Source organism: Kitasatospora sp. NPDC004289 (genome assembly GCF_053602875.1).
Genome location: NZ_JBSGEL010000092.1, coordinates 1 through 25,272, shown reverse-complemented (window position 1 = coordinate 25,272; position 25,272 = coordinate 1). Strand labels below are relative to the sequence as shown.

At 70.3% G+C, this 25,272-nt stretch carries 23 protein-coding genes and 3 pseudogenes; 17 read left to right on the top strand and 9 right to left on the bottom strand.

All coding sequences use genetic code 11. The features are described from left to right. Positions 1–407: 407 nt before the first annotated feature. On the top strand, positions 408–2,549 hold the full coding sequence (locus ACWEPF_RS35835; RefSeq protein ID WP_452175885.1) for a phosphocholine-specific phospholipase C: 2,142 nt from the start codon (positions 408–410) through the stop codon (positions 2,547–2,549). A gap of 6 nt (positions 2,550–2,555) precedes the next feature. On the opposite strand, the gene ACWEPF_RS35830 is transcribed toward ACWEPF_RS35835, so the two are convergent. Beyond that, complete coding sequence (locus tag ACWEPF_RS35830) at positions 2,556–2,987, bottom strand: VOC family protein (protein WP_452175884.1); 432 nt, start codon at positions 2,985–2,987, stop codon at positions 2,556–2,558. A 56-nt stretch (positions 2,988–3,043) separates the two neighbouring features. Further along, positions 3,044–3,541, bottom strand: a complete 498-nt coding sequence (locus ACWEPF_RS35825; protein ID WP_345288342.1) for a phosphoribosyltransferase — start codon at positions 3,539–3,541, stop codon at positions 3,044–3,046. A 403-nt stretch (positions 3,542–3,944) separates the two neighbouring features. Here ACWEPF_RS35825 and ACWEPF_RS35820 point away from each other — a divergent pair, with 403 nt between their 5' ends. Both ACWEPF_RS35820 and ACWEPF_RS35815 read left to right on the top strand, forming a co-directional pair. Beyond that, positions 3,945–4,742 carry a thymidylate synthase gene (locus tag ACWEPF_RS35820; protein ID WP_452175883.1) on the top strand — a complete coding sequence of 266 codons (798 nt, stop codon included), beginning with the start codon at positions 3,945–3,947 and terminating at the stop codon, positions 4,740–4,742. Further along, positions 4,739–5,287, top strand: coding sequence for a dihydrofolate reductase (locus ACWEPF_RS35815; protein ID WP_452175882.1), 549 nt, complete (start codon positions 4,739–4,741; stop codon positions 5,285–5,287). Before ACWEPF_RS35820 ends, ACWEPF_RS35815 begins: the two co-directional genes overlap by 4 nt. 172 nt (positions 5,288–5,459) lie before the next feature. Here the strand turns inward: ACWEPF_RS35815 and ACWEPF_RS35810 are convergent, their stop codons facing one another. Beyond that, complete coding sequence (locus ACWEPF_RS35810) at positions 5,460–6,524, bottom strand: sulfotransferase (protein WP_452175881.1); 1,065 nt, start codon at positions 6,522–6,524, stop codon at positions 5,460–5,462. A 249-nt stretch (positions 6,525–6,773) separates the two neighbouring features. Further along, complete coding sequence (locus ACWEPF_RS35805) at positions 6,774–7,142, bottom strand: SH3 domain-containing protein (protein ID WP_452175880.1); 369 nt, start codon at positions 7,140–7,142, stop codon at positions 6,774–6,776. 433 nt (positions 7,143–7,575) lie between these two features. On the opposite strand from ACWEPF_RS35805, the gene ACWEPF_RS35800 reads away from it, so the two are divergent. Then, entirely contained in the window at positions 7,576–8,190 is a 615-nt protein-coding gene (locus ACWEPF_RS35800) for a hypothetical protein (RefSeq protein WP_452175879.1), read from the top strand. 56 nt (positions 8,191–8,246) lie between these two features. After that, positions 8,247–8,471, top strand: a complete 225-nt coding sequence (locus ACWEPF_RS35795) for a hypothetical protein (protein ID WP_452175878.1) — start codon at positions 8,247–8,249, stop codon at positions 8,469–8,471. 101 nt (positions 8,472–8,572) lie between these two features. On the opposite strand, the gene ACWEPF_RS35790 is transcribed toward ACWEPF_RS35795, so the two are convergent. Then, positions 8,573–9,247 (bottom strand): LysM peptidoglycan-binding domain-containing protein, encoded by a 675-nt coding sequence (locus ACWEPF_RS35790; RefSeq protein WP_452175877.1) that lies wholly within the window; start codon positions 9,245–9,247, stop codon positions 8,573–8,575. A gap of 829 nt (positions 9,248–10,076) precedes the next feature. On the opposite strand from ACWEPF_RS35790, the gene ACWEPF_RS35785 reads away from it, so the two are divergent. Together ACWEPF_RS35785 and ACWEPF_RS35780 are read left to right on the top strand one after the other, a co-directional pair. Then, positions 10,077–10,598 (top strand): hypothetical protein, encoded by a 522-nt coding sequence (locus tag ACWEPF_RS35785; RefSeq protein ID WP_452175876.1) that lies wholly within the window; start codon positions 10,077–10,079, stop codon positions 10,596–10,598. Between the two features lie 680 nt (positions 10,599–11,278). Next, complete coding sequence (locus tag ACWEPF_RS35780; protein WP_452175875.1) at positions 11,279–11,518, top strand: hypothetical protein; 240 nt, start codon at positions 11,279–11,281, stop codon at positions 11,516–11,518. On the opposite strand, the pseudogene ACWEPF_RS35775 reads toward ACWEPF_RS35780, so the two are convergent. After that, positions 11,519–11,677: pseudogene (locus ACWEPF_RS35775) on the bottom strand (IS630 family transposase); the annotation flags it as partial. Positions 11,678–12,628: 951 nt separating this feature from the next. Between ACWEPF_RS35775 and ACWEPF_RS35770 the strand changes: the two are divergent. Further along, positions 12,629–12,781, top strand: a pseudogene (locus tag ACWEPF_RS35770) (nitrate reductase); the annotation flags it as partial. 84 nt (positions 12,782–12,865) lie between these two features. Continuing rightward, positions 12,866–14,254, top strand: a complete 1,389-nt coding sequence (locus ACWEPF_RS35765; RefSeq protein WP_452175874.1) for a uracil-xanthine permease family protein — start codon at positions 12,866–12,868, stop codon at positions 14,252–14,254. A 112-nt stretch (positions 14,255–14,366) separates the two neighbouring features. Here ACWEPF_RS35765 and ACWEPF_RS35760 read toward each other — a convergent pair whose 3' ends face one another. Next, positions 14,367–14,885: a recombinase family protein gene (locus ACWEPF_RS35760; RefSeq protein ID WP_452175873.1), complete on the bottom strand. Its 519-nt coding sequence runs from the start codon at positions 14,883–14,885 to the stop codon at positions 14,367–14,369. Between the two features lie 86 nt (positions 14,886–14,971). On the opposite strand from ACWEPF_RS35760, the gene ACWEPF_RS35755 reads away from it, so the two are divergent. The 7 genes and pseudogenes from ACWEPF_RS35755 to ACWEPF_RS35725 all read left to right on the top strand — a co-directional run bounded on the left by ACWEPF_RS35755 (position 14,972) and on the right by ACWEPF_RS35725 (position 21,847). Beyond that, positions 14,972–16,267: an IS256 family transposase gene (locus tag ACWEPF_RS35755; protein WP_452175872.1), complete on the top strand. Its 1,296-nt coding sequence runs from the start codon at positions 14,972–14,974 to the stop codon at positions 16,265–16,267. A gap of 205 nt (positions 16,268–16,472) precedes the next feature. Further along, on the top strand, positions 16,473–17,501 hold the full coding sequence (locus ACWEPF_RS35750; protein ID WP_452175871.1) for a DNA/RNA non-specific endonuclease: 1,029 nt from the start codon (positions 16,473–16,475) through the stop codon (positions 17,499–17,501). A 6-nt stretch (positions 17,502–17,507) separates the two neighbouring features. Further along, positions 17,508–18,107, top strand: coding sequence for an SMI1/KNR4 family protein (locus ACWEPF_RS35745; RefSeq protein WP_452175870.1), 600 nt, complete (start codon positions 17,508–17,510; stop codon positions 18,105–18,107). A gap of 511 nt (positions 18,108–18,618) precedes the next feature. Further along, complete coding sequence (locus ACWEPF_RS35740) at positions 18,619–18,918, top strand: transposase (RefSeq protein ID WP_452175869.1); 300 nt, start codon at positions 18,619–18,621, stop codon at positions 18,916–18,918. Beyond that, the gene (locus tag ACWEPF_RS35735; RefSeq protein ID WP_452175868.1) at positions 18,915–19,787 is read left to right on the top strand and encodes an IS3 family transposase; all 873 of its coding nucleotides are present in this window, start codon (positions 18,915–18,917) and stop codon (positions 19,785–19,787) included. The genes ACWEPF_RS35740 and ACWEPF_RS35735 overlap by 4 nt, the downstream gene beginning before the upstream one ends. A gap of 365 nt (positions 19,788–20,152) precedes the next feature. Next, a pseudogene (locus tag ACWEPF_RS35730) lies at positions 20,153–20,395 on the top strand (nitrate reductase); the annotation flags it as partial. Positions 20,396–20,551: 156 nt separating this feature from the next. Further along, the gene (locus ACWEPF_RS35725; RefSeq protein ID WP_452175867.1) at positions 20,552–21,847 is read left to right on the top strand and encodes an acyltransferase family protein; all 1,296 of its coding nucleotides are present in this window, start codon (positions 20,552–20,554) and stop codon (positions 21,845–21,847) included. 172 nt (positions 21,848–22,019) lie between these two features. On the opposite strand, the gene ACWEPF_RS35720 is transcribed toward ACWEPF_RS35725, so the two are convergent. Continuing rightward, positions 22,020–22,802: an isoprenyl transferase gene (locus ACWEPF_RS35720; protein ID WP_452175866.1), complete on the bottom strand. Its 783-nt coding sequence runs from the start codon at positions 22,800–22,802 to the stop codon at positions 22,020–22,022. A 408-nt stretch (positions 22,803–23,210) separates the two neighbouring features. On the opposite strand from ACWEPF_RS35720, the gene ACWEPF_RS35715 reads away from it, so the two are divergent. Then, positions 23,211–24,680, top strand: coding sequence for an MFS transporter (locus ACWEPF_RS35715; RefSeq protein WP_452175865.1), 1,470 nt, complete (start codon positions 23,211–23,213; stop codon positions 24,678–24,680). Between the two features lie 31 nt (positions 24,681–24,711). On the opposite strand, the gene ACWEPF_RS35710 is transcribed toward ACWEPF_RS35715, so the two are convergent. Continuing rightward, on the bottom strand, positions 24,712–25,272 hold a 561-nt coding region (locus ACWEPF_RS35710; protein WP_452175864.1), incomplete at its 5' end, for a M56 family metallopeptidase.

Genomic DNA, 25,272 nt, shown 5'->3' with positions numbered 1-25,272 from the left:
CGCGGCCGCGGTGACGTTCGCGTTGGCCGCCAGCTCCGCGGGCGGCGCGAAGCGACGCTCCTCCTTGAGCAGGTTGGCCAGGCTCTCGTTGCTCACCACGAACTCCTTGTCCAGATAGGCCGGTTGAGCGCTCATCAGGGGCTTCCGCCGACGATTGCCCGCCGCCCTGGTGCTCGATGATGCTCAATCTAGCGCATCTTCGAGCAGGAATGTGCAAGTCGCTCGCCTTGAAGTCGATGGGCGCTCACCCTTGCCCGCCGCTCGATTGCTGCGCAATGATGCATTTTCAGCGCGCCAACGGAGCAGAATCGATCACTCTGCTGTATCGCTGTGCGTCAGGGAGACCCTGTCCCCCGAGTCCTTCGCGTCGAGCCGTGCCCCCACACTTCTCGAGAGACCGATGCCCCATGACGAACTCCCTGCCCCGCCGCGCCTTCCTGCTGTCGGCCGCCGCCGTGGCCGCCACCGCAACCGTCGGACTGCCACTCGGCCTGAGTGGCAGTCAGGCCCTGGCCGCCACCCCGGCGGGTGGCACCGTGCCCAAGGACCCGCGCCTGGCCCCGGTCGAGCACGTGGTGATCCTGATGCAGGAGAACCGCAGCTTCGACCACTACTTCGGCACCCTCAAGGGCGTCCGCGGCTTCGGCGACCACGCCGTCATCGACCTCCCCGGCACCTCCACCGGCCCGTCGAACCGCACCGTCTTCCAGCAGCCGCGCGGCACCGGCTCCATCTTCCCCTGGCAGCTCAGCGCCCACGCCGCCGGCTGGGAGGGGTCGGAGTGCCACATCGACGGCGGCGGCCACGGCTGGAGCGACCAGCACAACGCCTGGAACAACGGGCGCATGGACAACTGGTACGCGGCCAAGTCCAGCACGGGTCTGACGATGGGTCACATGAACCGCGCCGACCTGCCCTACAACTACGCGCTCGCGGACGCGTACACCATCTGCGACGCCTACCACTGCTCGGTGATCAGCAGCACCGGCCCCAACCGCAACTACCTGTGGTCCGGCTCGATCGGCGCGGGCCTGCCTGGAGCCAACCAGGTCAGCTACAACGGCGGCGACTTCCGCCGCAAGGAGCAGAACTGGCAGAGCTACGCCGAGGGCCTGGAGAACGCCGGGATCAGCTGGAAGGTCTACCAGGTCTACGACAGGAACGCCGACCGGAACTACGGCGACAACGCCCTCGAGTACTTCGCCCCCTTCATGACCGCCGACCCCGCCAAGGACGGCACCGGCAACGCCGCCCTGTGGAGCAAGGGTGTGGCCGGCGTGCCCTACAGCGGCGGGGACGTCGCGGACGCCCTCATCGCCGGACTGCGCGCCGACGTGCTCGGCAAGACCCTGCCCACGGTCTCCTGGATCGTCACCGACTACGCCAACTCCGAGCACCCGGAGGCCAGTCCGAGCGTCGGGTCCACCTTCGCCAAGCGGGTCCTGGAGACCCTCGCCGTCGACCGGGCCGTCCTCGACTCCACCGTCTTCATCCTCACCTACGACGAGAACGACGGCTTCTTCGACCACGTGCCCCCGCCGGTCGCCGCCGATGCGAACGACGCCACCGAGCACGTCAACGGCGTCCCCCTGGGCCTCGGCTTCCGGGTCCCGATGATCATCGCCTCACCGTGGACCCGCGGCGGCCGCGTCAACTCCCAGGTCTTCGACCACACGTCGGTGCTGCGCTTCCTGGAGCGCCTCACCGGCGTCCAGTGCCCCAACATCAGCGCCTGGCGGCGCGCCGTCTGCGGCGACCTGACCTCCGCCTTCGACTTCGCCAACCCCGTCTTCGGGCCGCTGCCCGCACTCCCCGGGCCCGTCCCGGCCGGCCACGCCCTGATGACAGCAGCCGCCTGCAGCACCGCCGGCCGCCCCACCCCGCCCGCCGGCAACGGCACCCGCCCCGTCCAGGAGTCCGGCAACAAGACCGCCTGCCCGCTGCCGTACCAGACCAACGCCTACCTCGACCGCTACGAGGGCACCTCCGCGAGCGGCACCCAGAAGGCCTGGATCGCCCTCGACAACCTGGGAGCCCAGGCCACCGGTGCCGCCCACCTGGCCGTCTACGCCAACGGCTACCGCTCCGGCGGACCCTGGCAGTACACCGTCGGGCCGAACGCCACCACCAGCGACTTCTTCAACATCGGCGCCGGCTCCGGGAACGGCAAGTACGACCTCACCGTCACCGGCCCCAACCGCTTCCTGCGCCGCTTCAAGGGCGACACCGGCACCCCCACCGGCCGCTACGCCAGAGTCAAGAGCTACTTCGCCCCGCAGATGGACCCCATCGCCCTGTGGTTCCAGCTCTCGAACGACCACCCCACGGACACGGTCACCTTCACCGTCGCCTCCAACAACTACCGCACGGGCAGCTGGACCTACAGCGTCCCGCCCGGCGGGAGCGTCTCCGACTTCTTCAACCAGCAGACCTACGCCAGGAGTTGGTACGACTTCACCATCACCGTGAGCAACGACGCCGCCTTCTCCCAACGCTTCATCGGGCACATCGAGAACGGGTCCTTCGGCACCACCGGCTCCATCGCCTGAAGCGTGTCAGGCGAGGCAGAACTCGTTGCCTTCGATGTCCTGCATCGTGATGCACGACTCGTTGACGCCGTCGGCGCGCTGCGTCAGCACGTGCTTCGCGCCGAGCGCCGTCAGCCGCGCGCATTCGGCCTCGAGCGTGGCCAGGCGCTCGTCACCCACGAGCCCGACGCCGGCCCGCACGTCGAGGTGCATCCGGTTCTTGACGACCTTGCCTTCGGGAACACGCTGGAAGAGCAGGCGCGGAGCCACACCCGAGGGATCGACGCACGCGAAGTAGACCGTGTCCTCGGGCGGCAGCGAGCCGAAGCACTCCTCCCACGTGGCGAAGTCCTCCGGGACCGGCGGCAGGACGTACCCCAGCACCTCGCACCAGAAGGCGGCGAGGCGCAGGGGGTCCTCGCAGTCGAAGGCCACCTGGAACTGCTTGATCGTTGACATGGGCGCACAGTAACAGGGGGCCTGGCCGTCTCCGCAGGTCAGGGGGTTACGGGCGGTCAGGCGTCGAGCACCTGGCCCTCGTTCCGGACGACCGGCGGTTCGGTCGACCACGGGAAGTTGATCCAGGCGTCGGTGCGCTTCCAGGCGTACTCGCACTTCACGAGGGAGTGCGACTTCTCGTAGATGACGGCGGACCGGACCTCGGCGACGTGGCTGAGGCAGAACTTGTGCACCAGCTCCAGCGTCTTGCCGGTGTCGGCGACGTCGTCGGCGATCAGGACCTTCTTCCGGGAGAAGTCGATCGCCTGCGGGACGGGCGCCAGCATGACGGGCATGTCGAGGGTGGTGCCCACGCCCGTGTAGAACTCGACGTTCACCAGGTGGATGTTCTTGCAGTCGAGCGCGTACGCCAGGCCGCCGGCCACGAAGACGCCGCCGCGGGCGATGCTGAGGATGAGGTCGGGCCGGTAGCCGTCGTCGGCGACCATCTGCGCGAGTTCGCGCACCGCCCGGCCGAAGGACTGGTAGTCGAGGGTCTCGCGCGTCTCGGTCACGCGTTCAGTCTCCCTGCCGGGCGGCCCGGCGGCGAGGACCGGCGCGCCGCAGATCCTCCTCCGGCGCCGCGTGGTAACGGCTTGGGCGCCCGCTCCGGGAGGTGTTGTCCCCGGGGCGGGGCGGGGCCGGAGACGGAGACGGAGACGGTGAGGTTTGACCTGGGGGATCGGGGTGAGACGCATCCATGGGTGACGTCCCGTCCACCGTTCCCCCTCGGGCGGAGGGGACGTTCCCGTACCGCAGGCCCGGCCGCCGCAGGCATCCCCCCGCCCGGCGGCCGGGGCCTGCGGTCCGTCGCCTCCGCCGTGCCCGCAGTGGCGGCGCCGTACCGCCCCCCGCGGGTGTCACCCGGTCGGCGGCCGTGGTCATCGCCGCAGGTGGGCGCCGGTAAACTCGGCGGGCATGGCAGACACCCAGTACGAAGACCTCCTGCGGCTGGTGCTCACCACCGGGACGGCCAAGGCCGACCGGACGGGCACCGGGACGCGCAGCGTCTTCGGGCACCAGCTCCGTTACGACCTTTCCCGAGGCTTCCCCCTGGTCACCACCAAGAAGGTGCACCTGAGGTCCGTGGTCAACGAGCTGATCTGGTTCCTGCGCGGCGATTCCAACGTCGACTGGCTGCACCGCAACGGCGTCACCATCTGGGACGAGTGGGCGGACGAGAACGGCGAGCTCGGCCCGGTCTACGGCGTGCAGTGGCGCTCCTGGCCGAGCCCGGACGGCCGGCACATCGACCAGATCACCCAGGTTCTCGACACCCTGCGCACCGACCCGGACTCCCGCCGGATGCTCGTCTCCGCGTGGAACGTCGCCGAGCTGGACAAGATGGCGCTCGCCCCGTGCCACGCGCTGTTCCAGTTCCACGTCGCCGACGGGAAGCTCTCCTGCCAGCTGTACCAGCGCAGCGCCGACCTGTTCCTGGGCGTCCCGTTCAACATCGCCAGCTACGCCCTGCTCACCCACATGGTCGCGCAGCAGGTCGGCCTCGACGTGGGGGACTTCATCTGGACCGGCGGCGACTGCCACGTCTACGACAACCACGTCGAGCAGGTCACCGAACAACTCTCCCGCACCGCCTACGAGTTCCCCCACCTGCGGCTGCGCCGGGCGGACTCCCTGTTCGACTACGCCTTCTCCGACGTGGAGCTGCTCGACTACCGGCACCACCCCGCCATCAAGGCTCCGGTGGCGGTGTGAGCGTCGGGCTGATCTGGGCGCAGACGGTCGACGGCGTGATCGGCCGGGACAACGCGATGCCCTGGCACCTCCCGGAGGACCTGGCCCACTTCAAGGCCACCACCCTCGGCCGTCCGGTGGTGATGGGGCGTCGGACCTGGGACGCGCTGCCCCCGCGCTTCCGTCCGCTGCCGGGCCGGCGCAACATCGTCGTCACCCGCGATCCGCAGTGGCGTGCGGAGGGTGCGGAGCGTGCCGGGTCCGTCCCGGAGGCCCTGGCGAGTGCGGCCGAGACCCCTTCCTCTGCTTCCGCCGCTTCCGCCGATTCCTCCCCTTCCTCCGCCGACATCGGGACCTGGGTGATCGGCGGCGGCGAGCTCTACCGCGCCACCCTCGCGCTCGCCACGGTCCTCTCGGTGACCGAGATCGACCTGCGCGTGCAGGGCGACACCCACGCTCCCGAACTGGACCCCGCCTGGTCGGTCGTCGCGGACGAGGGTTGGCGGACCTCGGTGACGGGGCTGCGCTACCGCGTGCTCCGGTACACCCGCTCGCCGGGGGCCTGAGCCCCGGCCCTCCGGACGGTGGGCCCGGTCCGGCATCACAGCTGCCGGACCGGGCCCGTCCGATCCTCCCACCGGTCGGAGGTGCGGTGCACGGCTGCCTGGTGGGGAACTCCTGTGACTTTCCTGGGACCGCCTGAGACTCGGCCGACGGCGGGGAGAAGCGGACGGGCCGTCAGGGGCCGCCGGTGGGGACCAGGTCGGCGGGTTCGGGTGACCCGCTGAAGAGGGCCGCCTGCCGGGCGAGGGCCTGGTTGCCCGGGGCGCAGGCGCGCAGGGTGTCCGGGTCGGTGACGGGTGGGCGGTCGGTGCGCAGGACGGAGGCGGCGGCCTCGCGCAGCCAGCCGGGGTGGGCCTCGGCCCCGGCGAACGCGGCCAGGCGGGCGAAGTGCTGCTCCGGGTCGTCGAGGATCTCCTCGTAGGAGAGGGCCATCCGCCGGTCGGCGGGCAGGTCGGCCAGCTCGTCGACGCCCTGGACGACGAGCCGGGACCAGAACCCGGCGAACGCGGCCAGCGGGACGGGGGTGCGCATCACGAGCTCGCAGTCCACGTCACCGGCGAGGTGGGCGAGGTGGCCGGGGAGTGACGTGATGTGCTCGGGGCCGAGCTCGAAGGGGGAGCTCAGGCCGAGCAGGGTCATCGCCTCGGTGCGCAGCAGGAGGGTGCGGAAGCCGATGTGACGGCTCATCGACAGCGCGACGGCGGGCCCGGAACGGCTGAGGTGCACGAAGCCGGCCTCGGGGAACATGGCGCGCAGGGCGGGGAGGAAGGCGAGCGAGGCGCCCGAGCGCTCGACCACCACCGATGCGTTCTCGCGCTGCCGCAGTTCCTCGAAGAGCACGCGGTACTGCCCGGGCAGCGGGCGGGCCGGCCAGGTGGGCACGGCGGCGGCCAGTTCGTCGTGCAGCGCGTCGGGGTCGGTGGTGAGGGCGGGCAGGGTCATGTGGGAGACGGTGGGCACGCCTGTCCCGGGCCGGAAGCGCCCGCTGCCGTACGGGTAGAGCAGTTCCGGCATGGGGTACGGGGAGGCCGCGATGGCGTCGAGGGGGCGGACGGGCCCGCCCAGGACCTCCCAGAACTCGCGGCCGTCGACCGTCCGGCCGCCGAAGCCGAGGGTGCCCCGGCAGGCGAGGGAGGTGAAGAGCTCGTTCAGGCTCAGCACGTCGGGGTGGGCCTGGAGGGCACGGGAGAGCATGGTCGACCCGCACCGGCCGGTCCCCACGACGAAGGTGATGCTCACATGTCCTCCTGCAGCCGAATGTCCGCGCCGAATGTCCGTGCGCCGATCGCGGCATGACCGTACGTCGGCCACGGGGCGGCGGAGATCACGGGCGGTGAGCCGGTAGCGGGCCGACAGCCCCGGACTGCGGGCCCGTCGGGTCCGGTGAGGAGGGCTCACATTCACTCGAACGGACGGCCCGGCCGGACGGTCCCGCACGTGGAGGGCCGCCCGCCGGCGAGCGGCGGACGGCCCGGTGTCACGGCGTCACTACCCGCAGGTGGCGTGGGCGCCCCCGTTGGGGAGCAGCGAGTCGCTGACCCAGCCGTAGGTCCTGTCGTGCGAGTTGTACAGGTAGGTCCAGGTGGAGCCGCTGTCGTTGCGGGTGTAACACCAGTACACGAGCGTGTCCTGGTTGTCGGCCCAGCCCTTGACGGCACAGCTGGTGCTCGAACCCGATCGCATGTTGGCGGCGACACCGGCGGTCATCGTGACCGTGGTGCCGTCGCGGTACGCACCGGCCTGACCGCACGAGGCGGTCGCCGAAGCCGTCCCCGCGCCGACGGCCAGACCGGCCGGCACGGCCAGCAGCAGGCTCGTCGCCGCGGCGGCGATCCTCGCGCGTCCTGTCAATCGCATCTCTGATTCCTCCCCGTCCCACGCACTCCTTGGCGTGGACACGCAAGAATGATGGAGACCGCGACCCCCGTCAGGTAGTCCAACTCCGGTCAATCACAAGCCCTTTCCGGCCAGCGGAGCCGCTGTCACCAGTCTCTCGGCATGCGCCCTGCGGCAGACCCTCGCCGGCAGCTGCCGCACGGTGGCCGAGCTGCTTCGGCCGGCGCCGTAACGACCTGCCCCCGTCGAGCCGGACGACTGCCGTCGGCGGACGGGCTTCCCGCCCCGCCTAAAGGTGGGTCAAGTGTGCTTCCTGGGAATGGAGTTGTGAACAGCGACGTCAGGCGTCACCCCGTGCGGGGGTTTCGGGCTCCGGGTCTTGACCGTCCGTCGGGTGGTGGAGACCGTGGGTCGTATGGTGGGGGATTCCTTGGCCCGGGGTGGGGCGTCGGGCGTGCTGGGCCATTTCGTGCTGAGCCTGGGCGCGGTGACCGGTCTGGTGCTGGGTGGCGCCTGGGTGTTGAAGGTGGCCGACCGGTGGAGCGGTGGGAATCCGCCGGTCCTGTTCGTGGTCGCGGTGGCGCTCTGGATCGGTCTGGCGCGGTGCGTCTACGTGAGCCTCCGGGAGGTGGAGTCCCACGACGTGGTGGTCCTCCTGATCCGGGTGGTCGGCGTGGTCGCCGTGCTCGGAGGTGTGGTCTTCACGCTGCTGAGCCTGTGCTGGTGGGACCGCCAGGTGCTCCACGACCGGGGGGTCACCCTGACCGGTGCGGTCGGCCGGCACTGGGAGGTCGGGACCGGGGCGGGCCTCGACCCGGGGCCGATCCCCTACTACGACGTGGTCGGCCCCGACCGGCGCGAGCGGTGGGCCTTCTGGTCGGCGGAGGCCAAGGACCGGCCGGGGATCGGCACCCCCGTCACCATCACCGTCGACCCCGAGGAAGAGGCCCAGCCGCAGCTGGGCGGTCGCCCGGGTGCACCGCCCTGGCAGGTGGCCACGGTCGCCCGCGACATCGCCCTCGTCAGTGCACTGGTCGTGGCCGCTTCGGGAGCCGCCGCCCGGCGCTGAACGGCTCGGCGCCGGTCGTGCGTCGCGACGACGTCCGAGCCGCGGGCGGCTGACGGGTGGTCCGGACCTTCTTCGAGCGCCGACTCACGCTGACCACGACCTGGAAGCCGCCGTGGTCGACCTACCTGCCGTTGGCGGAGGGGTACCCGCAGCAGCGGCCCGAGCTCCCCGGCCTGCTGATCAGCCGTCACCTGCGGGTGGAGGAGGCGGAATCGGCCTTCCTCCTGGCCGGGTCGAAGCACCCCGGCAGGCGCAAGGTCGTCCTCTCCGCCAAGCTCTGACCGACCCGTCAGCGGTGGCTCGGCGCGGCGCGGCGCGGGCCCGGCCGTCGGTCGGCCGGGCCCGCGCCGGAGAGCACGCCGGGGCCGCTCCTGAGGGAGGGTCAGACGGCGAGGACCTGGCCCGGGTAGATCAGGTTCGGGTCGGAGCCGACGACCTGGGCGTTCGCGGCGTAGAGGGCCTCGGTGCTGGTGCCGTTGGCGGCGGCGATGCCGCCGAGGGTGTCGCCGCTCTGCACGGTGTAGCTGCCGTCGGAGGCAGTGCCGGTGGAGGACGAGGTGCTGCTCTTCGAGGAGCTGCTGCCGGTGCCGGCGGAGGTGCTGGAGGAGCCGGAGGCGGTGGTGGCGGAGGAGCTGGTGTCCACGTTCGCGGCGGTGCCGCCCGAGGTCAGCCCGGCCACGCCGCTGCACACCGGCCAGGCGCCCGGGCCCTGGACGGCGAGGACGTTCTCGGCGATGTCGATCTGCTGGGCGCGGGTGGCCTGGTCGGCGCTGGGCGCGTACTGGGTGCCGCCGAACTCCGCCCAGGTGGACGGGGTGAACTGGAGTCCGCCGTAGAAGCCGTTGCCGGTGTTGGCGCTCCAGTCACCACTGGACTCGCACTGCGCGACCTTGTCCCAGGTGGAGGTGGTGGCGGCCGAGGCCGAGGTGGCCGTGGCGAGTCCGGCGAACGGGAGCACCGCGACGGCCAGGGCGGCCATGCCGAGACGGGCGCGCTTGGTGCGCTTGGTGACGGTGGGGGCGGTGGCGGCGGACTCGGCGGCGTGACGGGTGCTCATGCGGATCCTCTCGGACGCCCCGGGCAGGCAGGCGGAACCGGGCCCCGGGGAGGGGCCGGTCCGTCCGACTTGGTCGTCGCGGTCGGTCCGGTAGGCGTCTGGCGTACCGGCTCCGACCCGCTCACCCCGGCCTGCGGCGCCGGGGTGAGCCGGTGCGCCGTGCCTCGGGGGTGAACCCGGGAAGTGCTCGTTGCACTGGTTTCGAAGCTAGGAGCGATCCGGTGCGATCTCCAAGGGTCTCGGAGAAGTCCCAGCTCAGCGCGGTATTACCGCTGGTATCGATCACGCCGGGAGCTGATTCGCGGTCACTTTCCGGCCCCCGGGCGGCCCGCAGCGGGGCGGATTCGTGGCCCCGGTCACATCCGGGCCGCTGTGAGCCCGGGCACACGGCCACCACAGCGCTGCCCCGCGGCCACCCTGCGCGTACGTCGCGCCCCGGACGCTCATCCGCCGTTTACGGCGGGGGTGTTGGCGGCCACAGAGATGAGCGCGGCGTTAGGGGCTGTCTCCTTGATGGGGCCGGGTCCGCGCCGCCGGGGCACGCGCCCTCCTTGCCCGACAACGGGCAGGAGGGGCCCTTCGCCGGCTTCTCGTCGGTCGCCGATGCTCCGCAGGGCTCTCCCACAGCGCTAGCTGACCGAAACGGAGTGCGGAGGGCGAGCGTGCGGTCTACGGCGGGGTGATGAGAGGGGCGGTACGCCAGCGAGCGGCGGTGGGCGACGCGCGCCGACGCCTACCTGTGCGCGGTGTGTGGGCTGAGGCAGGCCGCGGTCCGGGACCGCTGCAACTCGGCCGCTCCCATTGTGGCTTGGGCCTCGCGGGGCCGATCATGGCAGCCATGTTCGAGGTTCTTCCCGGAGTCGGCCTTGCGCTACCCCACCGGGCGGGCGTGCTCTGTTACGGAATGTCCGAGGCCGAGGCCGCGTGGGTGGTCTCCACCATGGCGGACGTCCGGTCGGGCCCCTGGGTCTGCGGCACCGGATGGTGCTTCGCCGCGTGCTACCGGGGGGTGTATCTGCGCGTCAGTGGAGACGCTCTCTCCCGGCACGACGACGAGGACGAGCTCGGGCTCTTCGGTATCAGGCTTGAACGACCCCGGGACACCTTGGCAGGACCGGCCACCGCGCCGGTGGTCCTGGACGGCATCGACGTGTTCGGCTACCCCTCCTGGGAGGTGGCACGAGCAGTCGACCTGGACGCCCACCCCGACATCTGCTTCGGCCTCGTCGATGCCCCGTATCTCGCGGGCTTCGACATGGTGCGGCCGCGTGCGAAGGTCTCAACGACCACCATCTCGCCACTGGAAGAGAGGCCGACCGGGGGACCCACGTTCGGCAACCAACCGAGCTGATCGGCTGAGCAATGGTCGGCCGGCCTCGCCGCCTACGATCCCCGGTCCGACCCGGACGCGGTGGAACTACCCGCCCGTGGTCAGGTTCGGCAAGCCCCACTGACCTGCTGCGCGCACTGGGGTAGCTGTCGGGGTGTGCAGGGGGTCAGCGCGGGGCCTGGCGGGACGTCGGACTCGCAGGGGGATCCTGTCCGACGCGGTACGTGCAAGGCGAACAGGGCCAGTCAGCGCCGGCCTGGGCTCCCTTCGGCAATGGAAACGCGGAGGCGACGACCTCGCCCGCGCCGCCGACCCCGGCAGCACCTTTCACCTCACCTTCTTCAAAGCCCTCGCCACCAAGCCGCTCGAACACCAGCCAGCTCAGGTCTCTCCCGGAGTAGTGAACAAACGCTGCTCAAACCTGTGAACAGGGCCAGCAGCATTGATATCCGATGGCCCGTCAGGGAACGGTGCGGTGCGCGCGATCGTTGGCCGGGCGTGATCACACCACTGAAGCGCGTCGCCCTGGTGGCGGCCCTGCTGACCGCAACCCTGGCCCTGACAGTCCCGGCGGCTTCGGCCCTGAGCAACTCGGCGCCTCGCAGCAACGTCGTCAGCACCCAGAACGGGAACTGCGCCACCTGTTGGGGGCCCTAGTGCTCTGACCGGTATGGTTCGCCGGGTTGGGACGGAGGACTGCGGTGTTCATTGAGATCGTCTTCATGGGTCTGCCGATCGACCGGGACGATGTCGAGGAGGCGCTGAAGGCCGCGTTCGGCGCCGATGGCGAGATCACGGGAGCCGGCGGCGGAATGGGACGTTGCCATCTCGACGTGGAGATCGAGCCGAGTCTGGACCGGGGCGCGGCCTTGGAGCGGCTCCGGAGCGTGTTGGCCGGTCTGGGCGTCGAGGAGTGCGCGACGCTGAACGTCGGGGACTGATCAGGCCGCGGCCCGCCCGCCCCAGCGCAGGTTCTTCTCGCTGCGGACTCGGGCGCGCTCCTTGCGTTGGGCAGCCAGGAGGTCGGGGTGGCGGGCGTTGGCATTGCGCCAGCGCAGGTGGGCGTGCAACGCGCGGGTCTGGACCGTGTGGTTCGGGTGCGCGCCCATCACCAGGAGCCGGGGCGTGCCCTGGTCGTGCGAGGTGGTGAACAGCTCGGCGGCGCGGCCCCGCTGCGCCACCTGGACGGCCAGCGCCACGGTCTCCGGCGGGGCGGGAGCGCCGGCGCGGGTCCGCCGCTCCCGCCTGCAGTGCGGCCATCGGCACCGGTGGCTCGATGCTGTCCGCGACGACCGGCACGGCGGTGTGCCGGTGGGGGCGGAACAGGCGAGCAGCTCGGTGGCCCACTCGGGCGAGCCCGGACCGGGCACCAGGCCCGCGTCCCAGACGGCGGCGTCCCAGGGAGAGCCCCGTCCGTGGCCACGGGCCAGCTCGGCCACGAAGCCCGGATGGTCGTGGACGACCGCGACCTGACGGCTGCCCAGGCGCCCGGACTCGGCGGCCATGTCCTCGGCCCGCCGCGGATCCCGGTCGGCGACCAGGACCCGCAGGCCGTCCAACACGCCGTCGAACTCCCACCGGCCGGACCGTCCGGCCGCCGGGTGCGGCCCGTCGGAGCAGGCTGGAGCAGGGGGATCCGTCGGTGGCTCGGCCATGCCCCGACGCTCGGCCGGCGCCGGGCCGCGCGCACGCCCGCCGGTGGCCTCCATGAGGATCACCGCCGCCCGCAGCGGCGTCGGAGGTGCTCGGCACGACGGGACGCGGTCCCCGCGCCGGCCGGAGGCACGAGGCGTCCGGCCGGGCCACCTCCGGCCGGTCCGAGCCCGTCCGGTGAGCGGGGGCGACGGCCTCCCGCCGTGGTTGACACCCCGTCAGCCGGCCGGTCAGACCGGGCAGCCGGTCCCCGACGTGTGGGCGGAGCATGCGGGGACGCTCTCACGGAGCGTCAGTTCGCCCTCACCCGTCCGCGTCGGAGGGCTTGGCGGTGGGGAGCTGGCCATGATCAGCTGACCCTCTGATCTGTCTGCAGGTTGTCGAGGAGGCGCGGGAGCATGGCGGGGTTCGGCTGGAAGGTGCACGGGGACGGGCGGAGCCCCCGGCCCGGGGCGGTGGTGCGGCCGGACGAGCGGTTGTCGTGGGGGCGGACGGTCGGGCTCGGCGCGCAGCACGTGGTGGCGATGTTCGGCGCCACCTTCGTTGATCCGGCCAAAGCATGATCAGACCCATGCTGATCGTAGGTCGTGATTTGACGGTGTCAACAGAGTTGGTCTCAGGTGAGGAGTAGGCACATGGCGGGGTTCGGCTGGAAGCTGCACGGGGACGGGCGGGCGCCTCGGCCCGGGGCGGTGGTGCGGCCGGACGAGCGGTTGTCGTGGGGGCGGACGGTCGGCCTTGGCGCGCAGCACGTGGTGGCTATGTTTGGGGCGACTTTCGTGGCCCCAATTCTCATGGGGCTGGATCCGAATCTCGCGGTGATGGTGTCGGGTGTCGCGACGGTGTTCTTCCTGTTGGTGACGCAGGGTCGGATTCCGTCGTATCTGGGGTCGAGCCTGTCGTTCGTGGGGGTGGCGGCGGTCATCAGGACGCAGGGCGGGGACGCGGCGACGCTGACGGGTGCGCTGCTGGTGGTGGGCGCGGTGCTGGCGGCCTGTGGGGCGGTGGTGCAGGGCTTCGGGGCGCGGGTGATCCATGCGGTGTTGCCGCCGGTGGTGACGGGTGCGGTGGTGATGCTGATCGGGTTCAACCTGGCGCCGGTGGCGGCGGGGACGTACTGGCCGCAGGACCAGTGGACGGCGCTGTTGGTGATGGCGTTCACGGGGTTGGCGTTGGTGGCGTTGCGGGGGTTCTGGTCGCGGATCGCGATCTTCTTGGGGCTGGTGTTCGGGTACGCGGTGTCGTGGCTGTTCGACCGGGTCTTCGGTCAGATCAACTCGGCGAACGGGGCGGGCCAGGTGGTGGACCACTGGCGGCTGGACCTGTCGGGGGTGGGGAAGGCCGACTGGATCGGGCTGCCGTCGCTGCACGCGCCGAGCTTCTCGACGTCGGCGGTGCTGGTGGCGCTGCCGGTGGTGGTGGCGTTGATCGCGGAGAACGCGGGGCACGTGAAGGCGGTCTCGGAGATGACGGGGGATCCGCTGGACGACCGGATGGGTACGGCGATCATGGCGGACGGTGCGGCGACGGTGCTGTCGACGGCGGTGGGCGGGCCGGCGACGACGACGTACGCGGAGAACATCGGGGTGATGGCGGCGACGCGGGTGTATTCGACGGCTGCGTATTGGTGTGCGGCGGGGTTCGCGATCCTGTTCGGGTTGTGTCCGAAGTTCGGTGCGGTGATCGCGGCGATCCCGGGTGGGGTGCTGGGCGGTATCACGGTGGTGCTGTACGGGATGATCGGTCTGTTGGGGGCGCAGATCTGGATCCACAACAGGGTGGACCTGACCAATCCGTTGAACCTTGTGCCGGTGGCGGCGGGGGTGATCGTCGGGATCGGGAACGTGACGTTGAAGTTCACCGACGACTTCGAGCTGTCCGGGATCGCGTTGGGGACGATCATCGTGCTGACGGGGTATCACGCGCTGCGGGTGCTGGCGCCGGCCCACATGAAGCAGCCGCGGGAGACCCCGCTGCTGGACGGCGGCACGAGCGACTACGACGACAGCGCCGGCCCTCGCTGATCCGCACGGGCAGGTGGGGCCGGCATGCTGGTCGGCGCCACCTGGCTTCCGTGCCACGACTGACTCGTCCACGGTGAGAAAGGGCCCGAATGCAGCCAGGTCAGGCTGTCCATCACGGCCGACATGGGGAGCCCGATACGGGGAGTGCAAGCCGATTAGAGCTCGTAACAGGATCTTGTGGGCGTGGGCTGGTGAGCTGTGTCCGGTGTGACGATTCGTCCGTTGGTGGTGGTGTGAGCATCTGCCGGATCGCGAACCGCCCGATCACGGTGCGCCCATCGAAATCCTCCTTCGCCGCTCGGACTTCGATGCCGAGCTCGGTCAACCGCTCGAGGTTCTTCAGTGACTCGAGGGTGTTGCGGCCGAACCGCGACCACACCCACAGCACCAGGACGTCGAACGCGCCGGCCTCGGCCAGGGCGATGATCTGCGCGATCTGCCGGTCGCTGAACGCCCGGCCCGACTTGCCCAGGTCCACCAGCGGCTCCCGCACCAGTGGCATCGACTCCCGCGTCACCAGCTCACGGCACTGGAACTCCTGCAGCTCCGGACTGATCATCTCCACTCGCGCGGTACTCACCCGGATGTAGATCAACGCCCGCCGAACCGCACTGCGCACGTTCACTGCCATGTTCTCCCCTTGCCGGTTCTGGGCTAAGGGTTGTCCCGGGGTCTGTAAAAAGAACGGTGTAACTCCCGATCAAGGAGAAGCACCTGATGACAGATGTGACCGTCTCGGCCGAGGCCGTGGAGGCCGTACGGCCGGTGGAGTTGCAACCGGATGCCCTGGACGACCACTTGATCGGGCAGTTGGTCGACCGGGCCCGCGCGAGCGGGCTGCAGCTCACCGGTGCCGGAGGGCTGCTCCAGCAGCTGACGAAGAAGCTCCTGGAGTCCGCCCTCGAAGGTGAGATGACGGACCACCTCGGCTACGAGAAGCACGATCCGGCGGGCGCCGGCAGCGGGAACTCTCGCAACGGCGTCCGGTCGAAGACCGTGCTGACCGAGGTCGGCCCGGTTCGGATCGAGGTGCCCCGGGACCGTGACGGCAGCTTCGAGCCGCAGTTGGTCCGCAAGCGGCAGCGGCGGCTGTCCGGGGTCGACGAGATGGTGCTGTCGCTGTCGGCCCGCGGTCTGACGCACGGTGAGATCTCCGCGCACCTGGCCGAGGTCTATGGCGCGGAGGTGTCCAAGCAGACCATCTCCACCATCACCGACCAGGTGATGGAGGGCATGGCCGAGTGGCAGAACCGGCCGCTGGACGCGGTCTATCCGGTGGTGTTCATCGACTGCGTCCACGTGAAGCTGAGGGATGGTCAGGTCGCCAACCGGCCGATCTACGTGGCGCTGGCGGTCACGGTCGAGGGCACGAGGGAGATCCTCGGTCTGTGGGCTGGCGACGGCGGCGAGGGCGCGAAGTACTGGCTCCACGTCCTGACCGAGATCAAGAACCGCGGCGTCACGGACGTCTGCATGGTGGTCTGCGATGGCCTCAAGGGCCTGCCGGACGCGATCGCCGCGGTCTGGCCGCAGGCGGTCACCCAGACCTGCGTCGTCCACCTGATCCGGGCCTCGTTCCGCTACGTGGCCCGCCAGGACTGGGACAAGATCTCCAAAGCGCTAAAGCCTGTCTACACGGCGCCGACAGAGGATGCCGCCCTGGAGCGGTTCGTGGAGTTCACCGAAGCCTGGGGGCGGAAGTATCCGGCGATCGTGCGGCTCTGGGAGAACGCCTGGGCCGAGTTCGTGCCGTTCCTCAGCTTCGACATCGAGGTCCGGCGGGTCATCTGCACCACGAACGCGATCGAGTCCGTCAACGCCCGCATCCGCAAGGCGGTCCGCTCGCGCGGGCACTTCCCGAACGAGCAGGCCGCGTTGAAGTGCGCCTACATGGCGATCATGTCCCTCGACCCGACCGGGGCCGGCCGCAAGCGCTGGATGACCCGCTGGAAGGCCGCGCTCAACGCCTTCGAGATCACCTTCGACGGCCGACTCTCCGCCAGCCGCCGCTAACTCAACCCAAACCGAGTTACACCGTTCACTGGACAGACCCGAGCGTGGTGTGGGTGGAACCGGGCGATTTGGTGGGCGCGGTGGTAGTGCGTCCGCCGGTAGTGCCTCAGCCGGCCTCATGTTTTCGCTCGCTCTGGGAGCAGTGACCGCAGTCGTGGCAACTCAGCGCGCTTTGGAATTCTACCGAGGCTTCGCTGACCGGCCCTTGACCTTCGACGGTATCCGCTTCCGGGGTGGGGTTATCACGATTCCGACGATCAATTTCGGCGTTATACCCGACATCCGGTTTCCTCCTGGGCCTGGCACCCCGCCAATCCCCGAACCTCCCCGCCCCGGAGGCAAGCCCAAGCCTAAGCCTGACGACAAGCCCAGCGATCCCAGGCACAAGGAGCGCACCCCCCGCCCGATCGACCCCAAACCCCAAGAGCCCCCGCGCCCTGACTGGGTGGCTCCCCTTGTTGCCGACATCCTCAAGTTGGCCGTCACGGTCTACAACACGGCGGAGCTGATCAGCCAGAACTACGGAGAGCAGACGGCGTACGCCCCGACAGAGGAGACCTCAGCTCAGGCGGGGCCCGGATCCGGCACTGGAAGCGACAGCGAGGATGACAGAGACAACTCTTGCAGGAGGAATGGCAAGGGGTGGACTGACTACGGCACACGAGATGCCGCAAATGGCAACCGCGCAACTGCGGTGAACGCCTGCTTGGACAAGGAGTGGATAGCGGAGAAGCCGGGATCCTCGACTACCAAAGAGATCCGCCCGCCTGGCTACAACTGGGCTGGCCGATTTAATTTCGCCATCGGCAATGGCCTACCGAGAAATTGGATCAATAATTGCCACTTGCTGGGGGCAAGCCTCGGCGGTTCCGGAACCGACTTGGATAACTTGGTGACGTGCTCGCGGGCTGCCAATGCAAACAGGATCGACCCGAGGGACCCAGGCCTTAAGCGGAACATGGCAGACTTTGAGCGCGACGTAAAGGTGGCCGTCGACGCAGGGCAGATTGTCCGTTACACTGTGAACCCGAAATACGAAGGCTCGCGGACTGTTCCCATCGCGTTCGAGATGACTGCAGTTGGGGTAAATCGAGACGGAACGCCGGGAATTAATCTGCCGACCGAGCTGATACCCAACGACATCTGGAGCGTGGGGAATAATCAGTGGGAAAATGTAGGCCGCGGTATTGATCAGAATACTGGCCTGCCTGTTCCGGTTGGCTCGATGGGGTGACTCTGGATGGAAATGAAATCGTCTAATTTTGAAACGCTTGATGGGATCCTCTCTGGTAGTACAAGAGGCGGTCCGGATGCCGCACTGGACTCAGTCGCCGTGCCGATCGCAGAGCAAGAGCTTGGATTCCGGCTCCCGTCTGACTATGTGGAGTTCATGTCCAGGTACGGCGCCGGTGGCATGAATGACTTCACCTGGATCGCAAGACCGACTGCAATTCCGGGTGAGCCGTCCCAGTACATCAGCGTCCTGGAAGCGACGAAAACCTACCGGGGCGGACGCTTTGATCAGGCGGAACTTCAGGATTCTGGAGTCTCTATTGACAGGCTCGTTCAATGGGGCGGTGATTCTGGCGGCAATGACTACCTATGGTTGGTAACTGGAGGCGACAGCGATGCCTGGCCTGTGGTTATCCATCTTCATGGACTTGGGTTTGTGGTTCTTGACTGCGGAATGGTCGAGTACATCGTGCGTTCTTGTCGAGGCGAGCTGGTGGGTAGGTTGGCGAATCTGAATCTCAGTCAGCCCCACAAGTTCGTTCAGTGGCAGGAAGAGGAGAGGTTTCTGCTCGCCGGAATCGACCCATGGACCGGAGAGCACTACTGACCCTGGACATCAGGCGTGATGCGTGCTCGGATGCTTGACAGGGGGCACTCGGACGACAGCGGGCGCGGCCCTCGATGATCATGTGATTCCACTCACATGATCGAGAAGGCCGCGCCCGCATGCCCAGAGAACTGCCGAACAATAACTCATAGATCTTGACCCTCGATTCATCAGTGACTGGCGCTCGGTGATTGTCTCGGTGGTTCGCCCGTAATGTCCTCGATACTGGTGAGGCGAGCCGTCGCACGACGCTGCGGGTGCACCGGATTCCACGGGTCCGGGGCGTTGTACTTCCAGGTCGTCGAGACGGCGGCGGGCGAGGTGGTGTGCCGGGAGCCTCGGGCGGCCTTACCGTCCAGGGCGATGGAGTCTTCCCCGGCAGGGTCGGCGCCGGTCAGGTCGGCCAGGCCACCGGGGCATGCCAGGCCGATGACTGGGCTTGATCCGCTTTGACGGACACCCCTGATCAGGGGCCTTGGCCCCCGGAGGGATGATGTCCATCATGGGGAGCATGGGGAAGAAGAAGCCGCGTCCTCGCCGCTCGTTCACGCCGGAGTTCAAGGCCGAGATCGTCGAGCTGTGCCGGCAGGGCGACCGCTCGGTCGGCCAGGTGGCGAAGGACTTCGACCTGACCGAGACCGCGGTGCGGGCCTGGGTTAACCAGGCCCAGGCCGACGCCGGCGAACGCGACGGCCTGACCAGCGACGAGCGCGAGGGACTCGCGAGGTTGCGGCGGGAGAACCGGCGCCTGCGCGAGGACGTCGACATTCTCCGTCGTACAACGGCTTTCTTCGCGAAGGAGACCCGGTGACGGTGCACCCGTTCATCGAGGCGGAGAAGCGGGCAGGCCGCAACGTCAAACGGGCGTGCGAGCTGTTGAAGGTCTCCCGAGCCGCCTTCTACGCCCGCCGCACCGCAACTCTCGGCCCCCGCAAGGTCCGTGACACCGAACTCACCGAGAAGATCACCGAGGTCCACGGGGACTCGCGCGGCAGCTACGGCGCCCCGCGCGTCCACGCCGTACTCCAGCGCGAGGGTGAGCGGTGCGGCCGGCGCCGCATCGCGCGCCTGATGCGCCAGGCCGGCCTGGCAGGGCCGCACCGTCGACGGCGGCAGCGCACCACCGTCCCCGACCCGCACGCCGCCGCCCGGCCCGACCTGGTCCTGCGGGACTTCGAACCCAACCCGCGGGCCACCGACACACGTTGGTGCGGCGACATCACCTACATCCCGACCGAGGAGGGCTGGCTTTACCTGGCCACCGTCATCGACATCGCCTCCCGCCGCGTGGTCGGCTGGGCCACCGCTGACCACCTGCGGACCGAACTCGTCGCCGATGCCCTGCGTGCCGCCTGCCACCAGCGTCGGCCCGCCGGCCACGTGATCTTCCACTCCGATCGCGGCTGCCAGTACACCAGTAGCGAATTCGCTGGCTTGGCAGGCGAGTTCGGCATCCGCCTGTCCGTGGGTCGCACCGGGCAGTGCTGGGACAACGCGCTCGCCGAGTCCTTCTTCGCCACCCTCAAACGGGAGTTGACCGACCACCGGACCTGGCCCAGCCGGGCAGCGGCCCACTCCGCGATCTTCGAGTGGATCGAAAGCTGGTACAACATACGCAGGCTGCACAGCAGCCTCGGCTACCGCAGCCCCGCCGAGTACGAGACCGTCCTCGCGGCCTGACCACCACACCGCAGGTGTCCGTCAAAGCGGTGCAAGCTCAGGTGCGGGTGTGTTGGCTTGCTGCGTGAGCCAGTTGAGGAGGTGTTTTTCGATGTGTTCGAGGTCGCCGTAGCCGGCTTGGGGGCAGTTGCCGAGTTCGGCTTGGGTGCGGCAGCGTCAGGTGACATCGAGGGGGTGGGGCCGGCCGTTGACGGGTGGGCGGCGCTTCTTCTTCGCACGGAGGAGGGGTTGCATGCCTCCGTGGCAGTAGGGGCATTGCATGTGGCCGCTCACCGAGTAGCGGGGGAGGTGGCGGTTGTCGATGGTGGTGCGTTTGGGTGTGGTGCCGGGGTGTTCGGTGTAGCGGTCGCACAGGGCTTCGGCTGCTGCGCGGTCTGCGGAACCTGGTGCCGGTGGCGGCGGGGGTGATCGTCGGGATCGGGAACGTCACGTTGAAGTTCACCGACGACTTCGAGCTGTCCGGGATCGCGCTGGGCACGATCATCGTGCTGACGGGGTATCACGCGCTGCGTGCGCTGGCGCCGGCCCACATGAAGCAGCCGCGGGAGACCCCGCTGCTGGACGGCGGCACGAGCGACTACGACGACAGCGGCGCCGAGCAGAACTGACCGGGCGTCAGCCGCGCGCGGCTGTCGCATCGGGGTGGTGGCCCGTCGGAGGGGAGATCGAATCGCAACCGTGCGGCGCTGGACCGGGCCGTTGCGGTACGACCACAGTGGTCCGGTCGGTTCGGGGCGGACGCGGGGGCGGGGACAGTGGGTGGCGTGGGCCGGGTCAGGTACGTGGACTTCCTGCGGGGCGTGGCGATCGTGTTGGTGGTGCTCGGGCACTGGGTGATCACCGCACTGGTGCGACACCCGGACGGCACCATCGGTGCGCCGGAGTTGCTGGCCACGGTCGAGTGGACGCAGTGGCTGACACTGGTCTTCCAGATCATGCCGGTGTTCTTCCTGGCGGGCGGGCACGCCGCGGCCGGATCCTGGCGCCGGCACCGGGACGGTGGCGGCGGGGCGGCCGGGTGGGTGCGCGGGCGGGCCGTGCGCCTGCTGCTGCCGACGGCGGCGTACGTGGCGGTCGCGGTGGCGGGCCTGGCGGCGGGGCGGGCGGCCGGGGCCGATCGCGGGTTGTTGGCGATGGTCGGTTGGGCGCTGGCGATGCAGTTCTGGTTCCTGCCGGTGTACCTGGTGATCAGTGCGCTGACGCCGTGGCTGTACGCCGCGTACCGGCGCTGGGGTCTCGGGTCCGTGGCCGCGCTCGCGACGCTCGCCGCAGTGGCGGGCCTGGTCCACCTGGTGGGTGGGAGCCCTTGGGTCGGGGCGGCCGACTACGTCCTGGTGTGGACGGTGGCGTACCAGCTCGGATTCGGTTGGCAGGACGGCCGGCTGACGGCGCGTCGGCCGCTGCTGGTGGCGGTGGGCGCGGGCGGGGCGGGGGCGTTCGCGGCGTTGGTGGCGTACGGGCCGTTCCCGGTGAGTCTGATCCTGGTGAGCACGGAGGAGGTCAGCAACACCGACCCGCCGTCGCTCGCGATGCTCGCGTGGGTGCTCGCCCAGTGCGCGCTGTGCCTGCTGGCGGCGCCGGCGATGGAGCGTGCGCTCCGGGCGGAGTGGCTGTGGCGGCTGGTCCGGCCGCTCGGGCGGGTGTCGATGACCTTGTACCTGTGGCACATGGTGCCGGTCCTGGTGGCGGCGGCCGCGTTCTACCTGCCGCACGTGGCGCCCGAGCCCGCGGTCGGCTCGGGCGCTTGGTGGGCGTGGCGGCCGGTGTGGATCGTGGTGCTCACGGTGATCCTGCTCGGGCTGTTGGCGGCGCTGCGGCCGCTGGAGCGCGGGCTGCTGAGACTGGGCGGCGCGGTCCTTCCGAACGCGCCGGTGCGGCGGCCGGTTCCGCTGTTGGCCGGGCTGGCCGGGCTGGCCGGGGCGGTGGGGGCGCTGACGGTGTGGGCGGGCGCGGGGCTGGCCCGGGACGGTGCCCCGGCGGTGTGGGCGGTGGCGGCGTTCGCGGTGGGGACGGCCTTGGTACTGGTACCTCCGGGGCGCGCGGCTCTTACGCCGGAGTGAGGCCGTTCGGCGCCCACCTCGACGGGCGGCCGCTGAACGCCTCCCCGGTGGTGGACCTCGGCCTGGGCATCACGGCCACCCGGACTGTCGGAGGTCGGCGGCCACCGCCGGGTGTCCGTTGCGGCAAGGCTTGGTGACGGTGCGTCAGTGGCCGATGTGGGAGGTCACGGCACTAGCGTCCGTAGCGGCGTTCGCGCATGGCGAAGGAGCGCAGGGCGCGCAGGAGGTCGACGCGGCGGAAGGCGGGCCAGTAGACGTCGACCCAGTACATCTCGGCGTAGGCGGACTGCCAGAGGAGGAAGCCGGAGAGCCGCTGTTCGCCGGAGGTCCGGATGATCAGGTCGATGTGGTGGGCGGTGTCGGAGTAGAGGTTGGCGTTGATGTGCTCGATGTCGAGGGTGTCGGCGAGGTCGGCGGGGTCCTTGCCGAGCTCGATGTGCCGGCGGAGCGCGGAGCGGACGGCGTCGACGATCTCGCGCTGGCCGCCGTAGCCGACGGCGACGTCGACCCGCAGGCCGTCGCGGTCGGTGGTGGTCGCGGCGGACTCCTTCATGGCGATCGCGATGTCGCCGGGCAGGAGGTCGAGGGCGCCGATCAGGTGGACCCGCCAGGGGCGGCCGGGGCGGGCGAGGCCGGAGACGGTGTCCTGGATGATGCCGAGGAGCGGGACGAGCTGCTCGGCGGGGCGGTTCAGGTTGTCGTCGGAGAGCATGAAGAGGGTGACGTGCTCCACGCCGGCGTCCGCGCACCAGGTGAGGAACTCCTCGACCTTGGCGCCGCCGACCCGGTAGCCCTCGACCACGTCGTGGTGACCGGCCGCCCGGGCCCAGCGCCGGTTCCCGTCGAGCATGATGCCGACGTTCTTGGGGCGGGGGAGTCCTTCGAGGCCGCGGACGACGCGCTGCTCGTACGCGGGGAGCAGCAGGTTCCGCAGCCACGCGGGAAGCAGGGGCATCGTCACTCCAGGAACGGGACCACGGCCGACGGGACGCCGACACTACCATGTCACATGGTCAACTCCGTTCCCGTGAGCGGCGGTTCACCCGTGCGTGGCCGGACCGTGCCGGTCGCGGGCGCCCTCGGGAACGCCACCGCGATCACCTGCCCGGTGTCCCGGACGTCGTACCGGGCCGTGCGGTCGGTTACCCGGTCGCCGTGGGCGAACGGATGTCGGACACCCCGGAGAACCCCTGATGACCGCCCGCTGCCGCTGCCGACAGGCTGCTGTCAGTGGGATGACAGCGGCCTGTCGGCGCGCTCCCGCAGGCTCTGAGGAGACGGGTGGCAGCGCCACGGCGGCAGTGCCGCTCCGCGAAGCCCACCCCGACATCCACCCCGACACCCGTCCCGAGAGGAGGCCGCCATGACCGGCACCGAAACCATCGCCGCCCCAGCAGCGGCGCCGCGCACCTATCCGTCGCTGCGTGCGGCATGGATCCCGATGGCCGCGCTCTGCCTGGCCTTCTTCGTCGAGATGGTCGACAACACGCTGTTGTCCATCGCGCTGCCCACCATCGGCCGGGACCTGGGCAGCGGCACCACCGCGCTGCAGTGGGTCACCGGCGCGTACTCGCTGACCTTCGGCGGCCTGCTGCTGACCGCCGGATCGATGGCCGACCGGCTCGGGCGCCGCCGCGTCCTGCTGGTCGGCCTCGCCGTGTTCGGCCTGCTCAGCCTGTGCGTAGCCCTCGTCACCGGCGCCGGGCAGCTGATCGCCCTGCGGGCCGGCCTCGGCGTCGCCGCCGCCGCCATGGCCCCGATCACCAACTCCCTGGTCTTCCGGCTCTTCGACGACGCGGCACTGCGGATGCGTGCGATGACCGTGATGATCGTCGTCGGCATGTCCGGCTTCGTCCTCGGCCCGCTGCTCGGTGGCACCGCCCTGGCCCACGTCAAGTGGCAGTGGCTGCTGCTCGTCAACGCCCCGATCGCCCTGATCGCCGCCATCGGCGTGCGCCTGGGCGTCCCCGCCGACCGGCCCGAGGACCTCACCCGCGACCGCCTCGACCTGCCCGGTGCCGTGCTGAGCGTCGCCACCATCGGCCTCGCCTGCTACTCGCTCACCAGCGGCGTCGACCACGGCTGGACCTCCGCCCTCACCATCGGCTCGATCCTCGGCGCCCTCGCCGCCGGCCTCGCGTTCGTCCGGCACGAGCGCCGTACCGCCGCCCCCATGCTCGACCTGAAACTGTTCACCAACGGGACCGTCCGCGGCGCCGCGATCGCCCAGATCGGCACCGCCATCGCCATGGCCGCCGTCATGTTCGGCCTGATCCTGCACTTCCAGTACGCCTACGGCTGGAGCCCCGTCAGAGCCGGCCTCGCCAACCTGCCGATCATCGTCACCATGCTCGCCGCCACCCCGCTCTCCGAATGGCTGGCCAAGCGCTACGGCCACCGCATCGCCTGCCTGGTCGGCGCCGCCTGCCTGGCCGGCTCCCTGGCCGGCCTCGCCTGGGGCGTCTCGCACGGCTACGCCGCCATCGCGGTGTGCATGGTCGTGATGACCATCGGCCTGCGCACCGTCATGACCATCTGCGCCATCGCCCTGGTCGACAAGATGCCCGAGAACCGCACCTCGATGGGCACCGCCCTCAACGACACCGCCCAGGAGGTCGGCAGCAGCGTCGGCACCGCCGTCGTCGGCACCCTGATCGCCGCCCTGGTCACCACCCAGCTCCCCGCCGGGACCTGGGACAGCGCCCTCGTCGGCTCCTTCTTCCACGGCGAGCGGATCACCTACGCCGTGCTGGCGGCCGTCGTCGGCCTGGTCACCGCGTTCGGCGCGCTCACCCTCACCGACTCCCACAGCACCGAAGAGCACCCCGCCTGACCCCTCCGGCGAGCCGGTCGAGCCCGGACGGTCATCTGTCAGGCGCGCCCCGGGGGGCCGAGGTGCTCTGGGCGGTCTCGATGTTCTCGTGGAGGTCGTGGGTGGCCTCGGCGGTGGCCGTGGCGGTGGCCAGGAGACAGAGCAGCAGTGCGGCCCCGGCCCGGCGGGCCAGGCCCGGGGGCGGGGCGGGGGGCTGGAGGAGGGCCCGCATGCGGAGGGGGACGGGTCCGGCGGTGGCGGCGAAGGCGGTGGCGGGGCGGACGGCGGATGGGACGGTGGCGAGTGCGGCCGTCCCGATGGCCCGGGCGGTGAGGCGGCGGTCTCCCACGGTGGCGGCGGCGACCTCGTCGGCCCAGCGTTCGGTGTGGAGCGCCAGCGGTGCGCGGAGCCCTCGTACGGCCGGGTGGAGGCAGGCGGCGAGGTCGGTGACCAGGGTCAGCAGGTGGTGGCGGCCGGTGAGGTGGGCGCGTTCGTGGGCGAGCAGGACGGCCTGCTCATCGGTGGTGAGGGCACGGAGCATGCCGGAGGTGACGACCACGAGGCCGGGGCGGCCGGGGAGGGCGAAGGCGTCCGCCTCGTCGGAGGGCAGGAC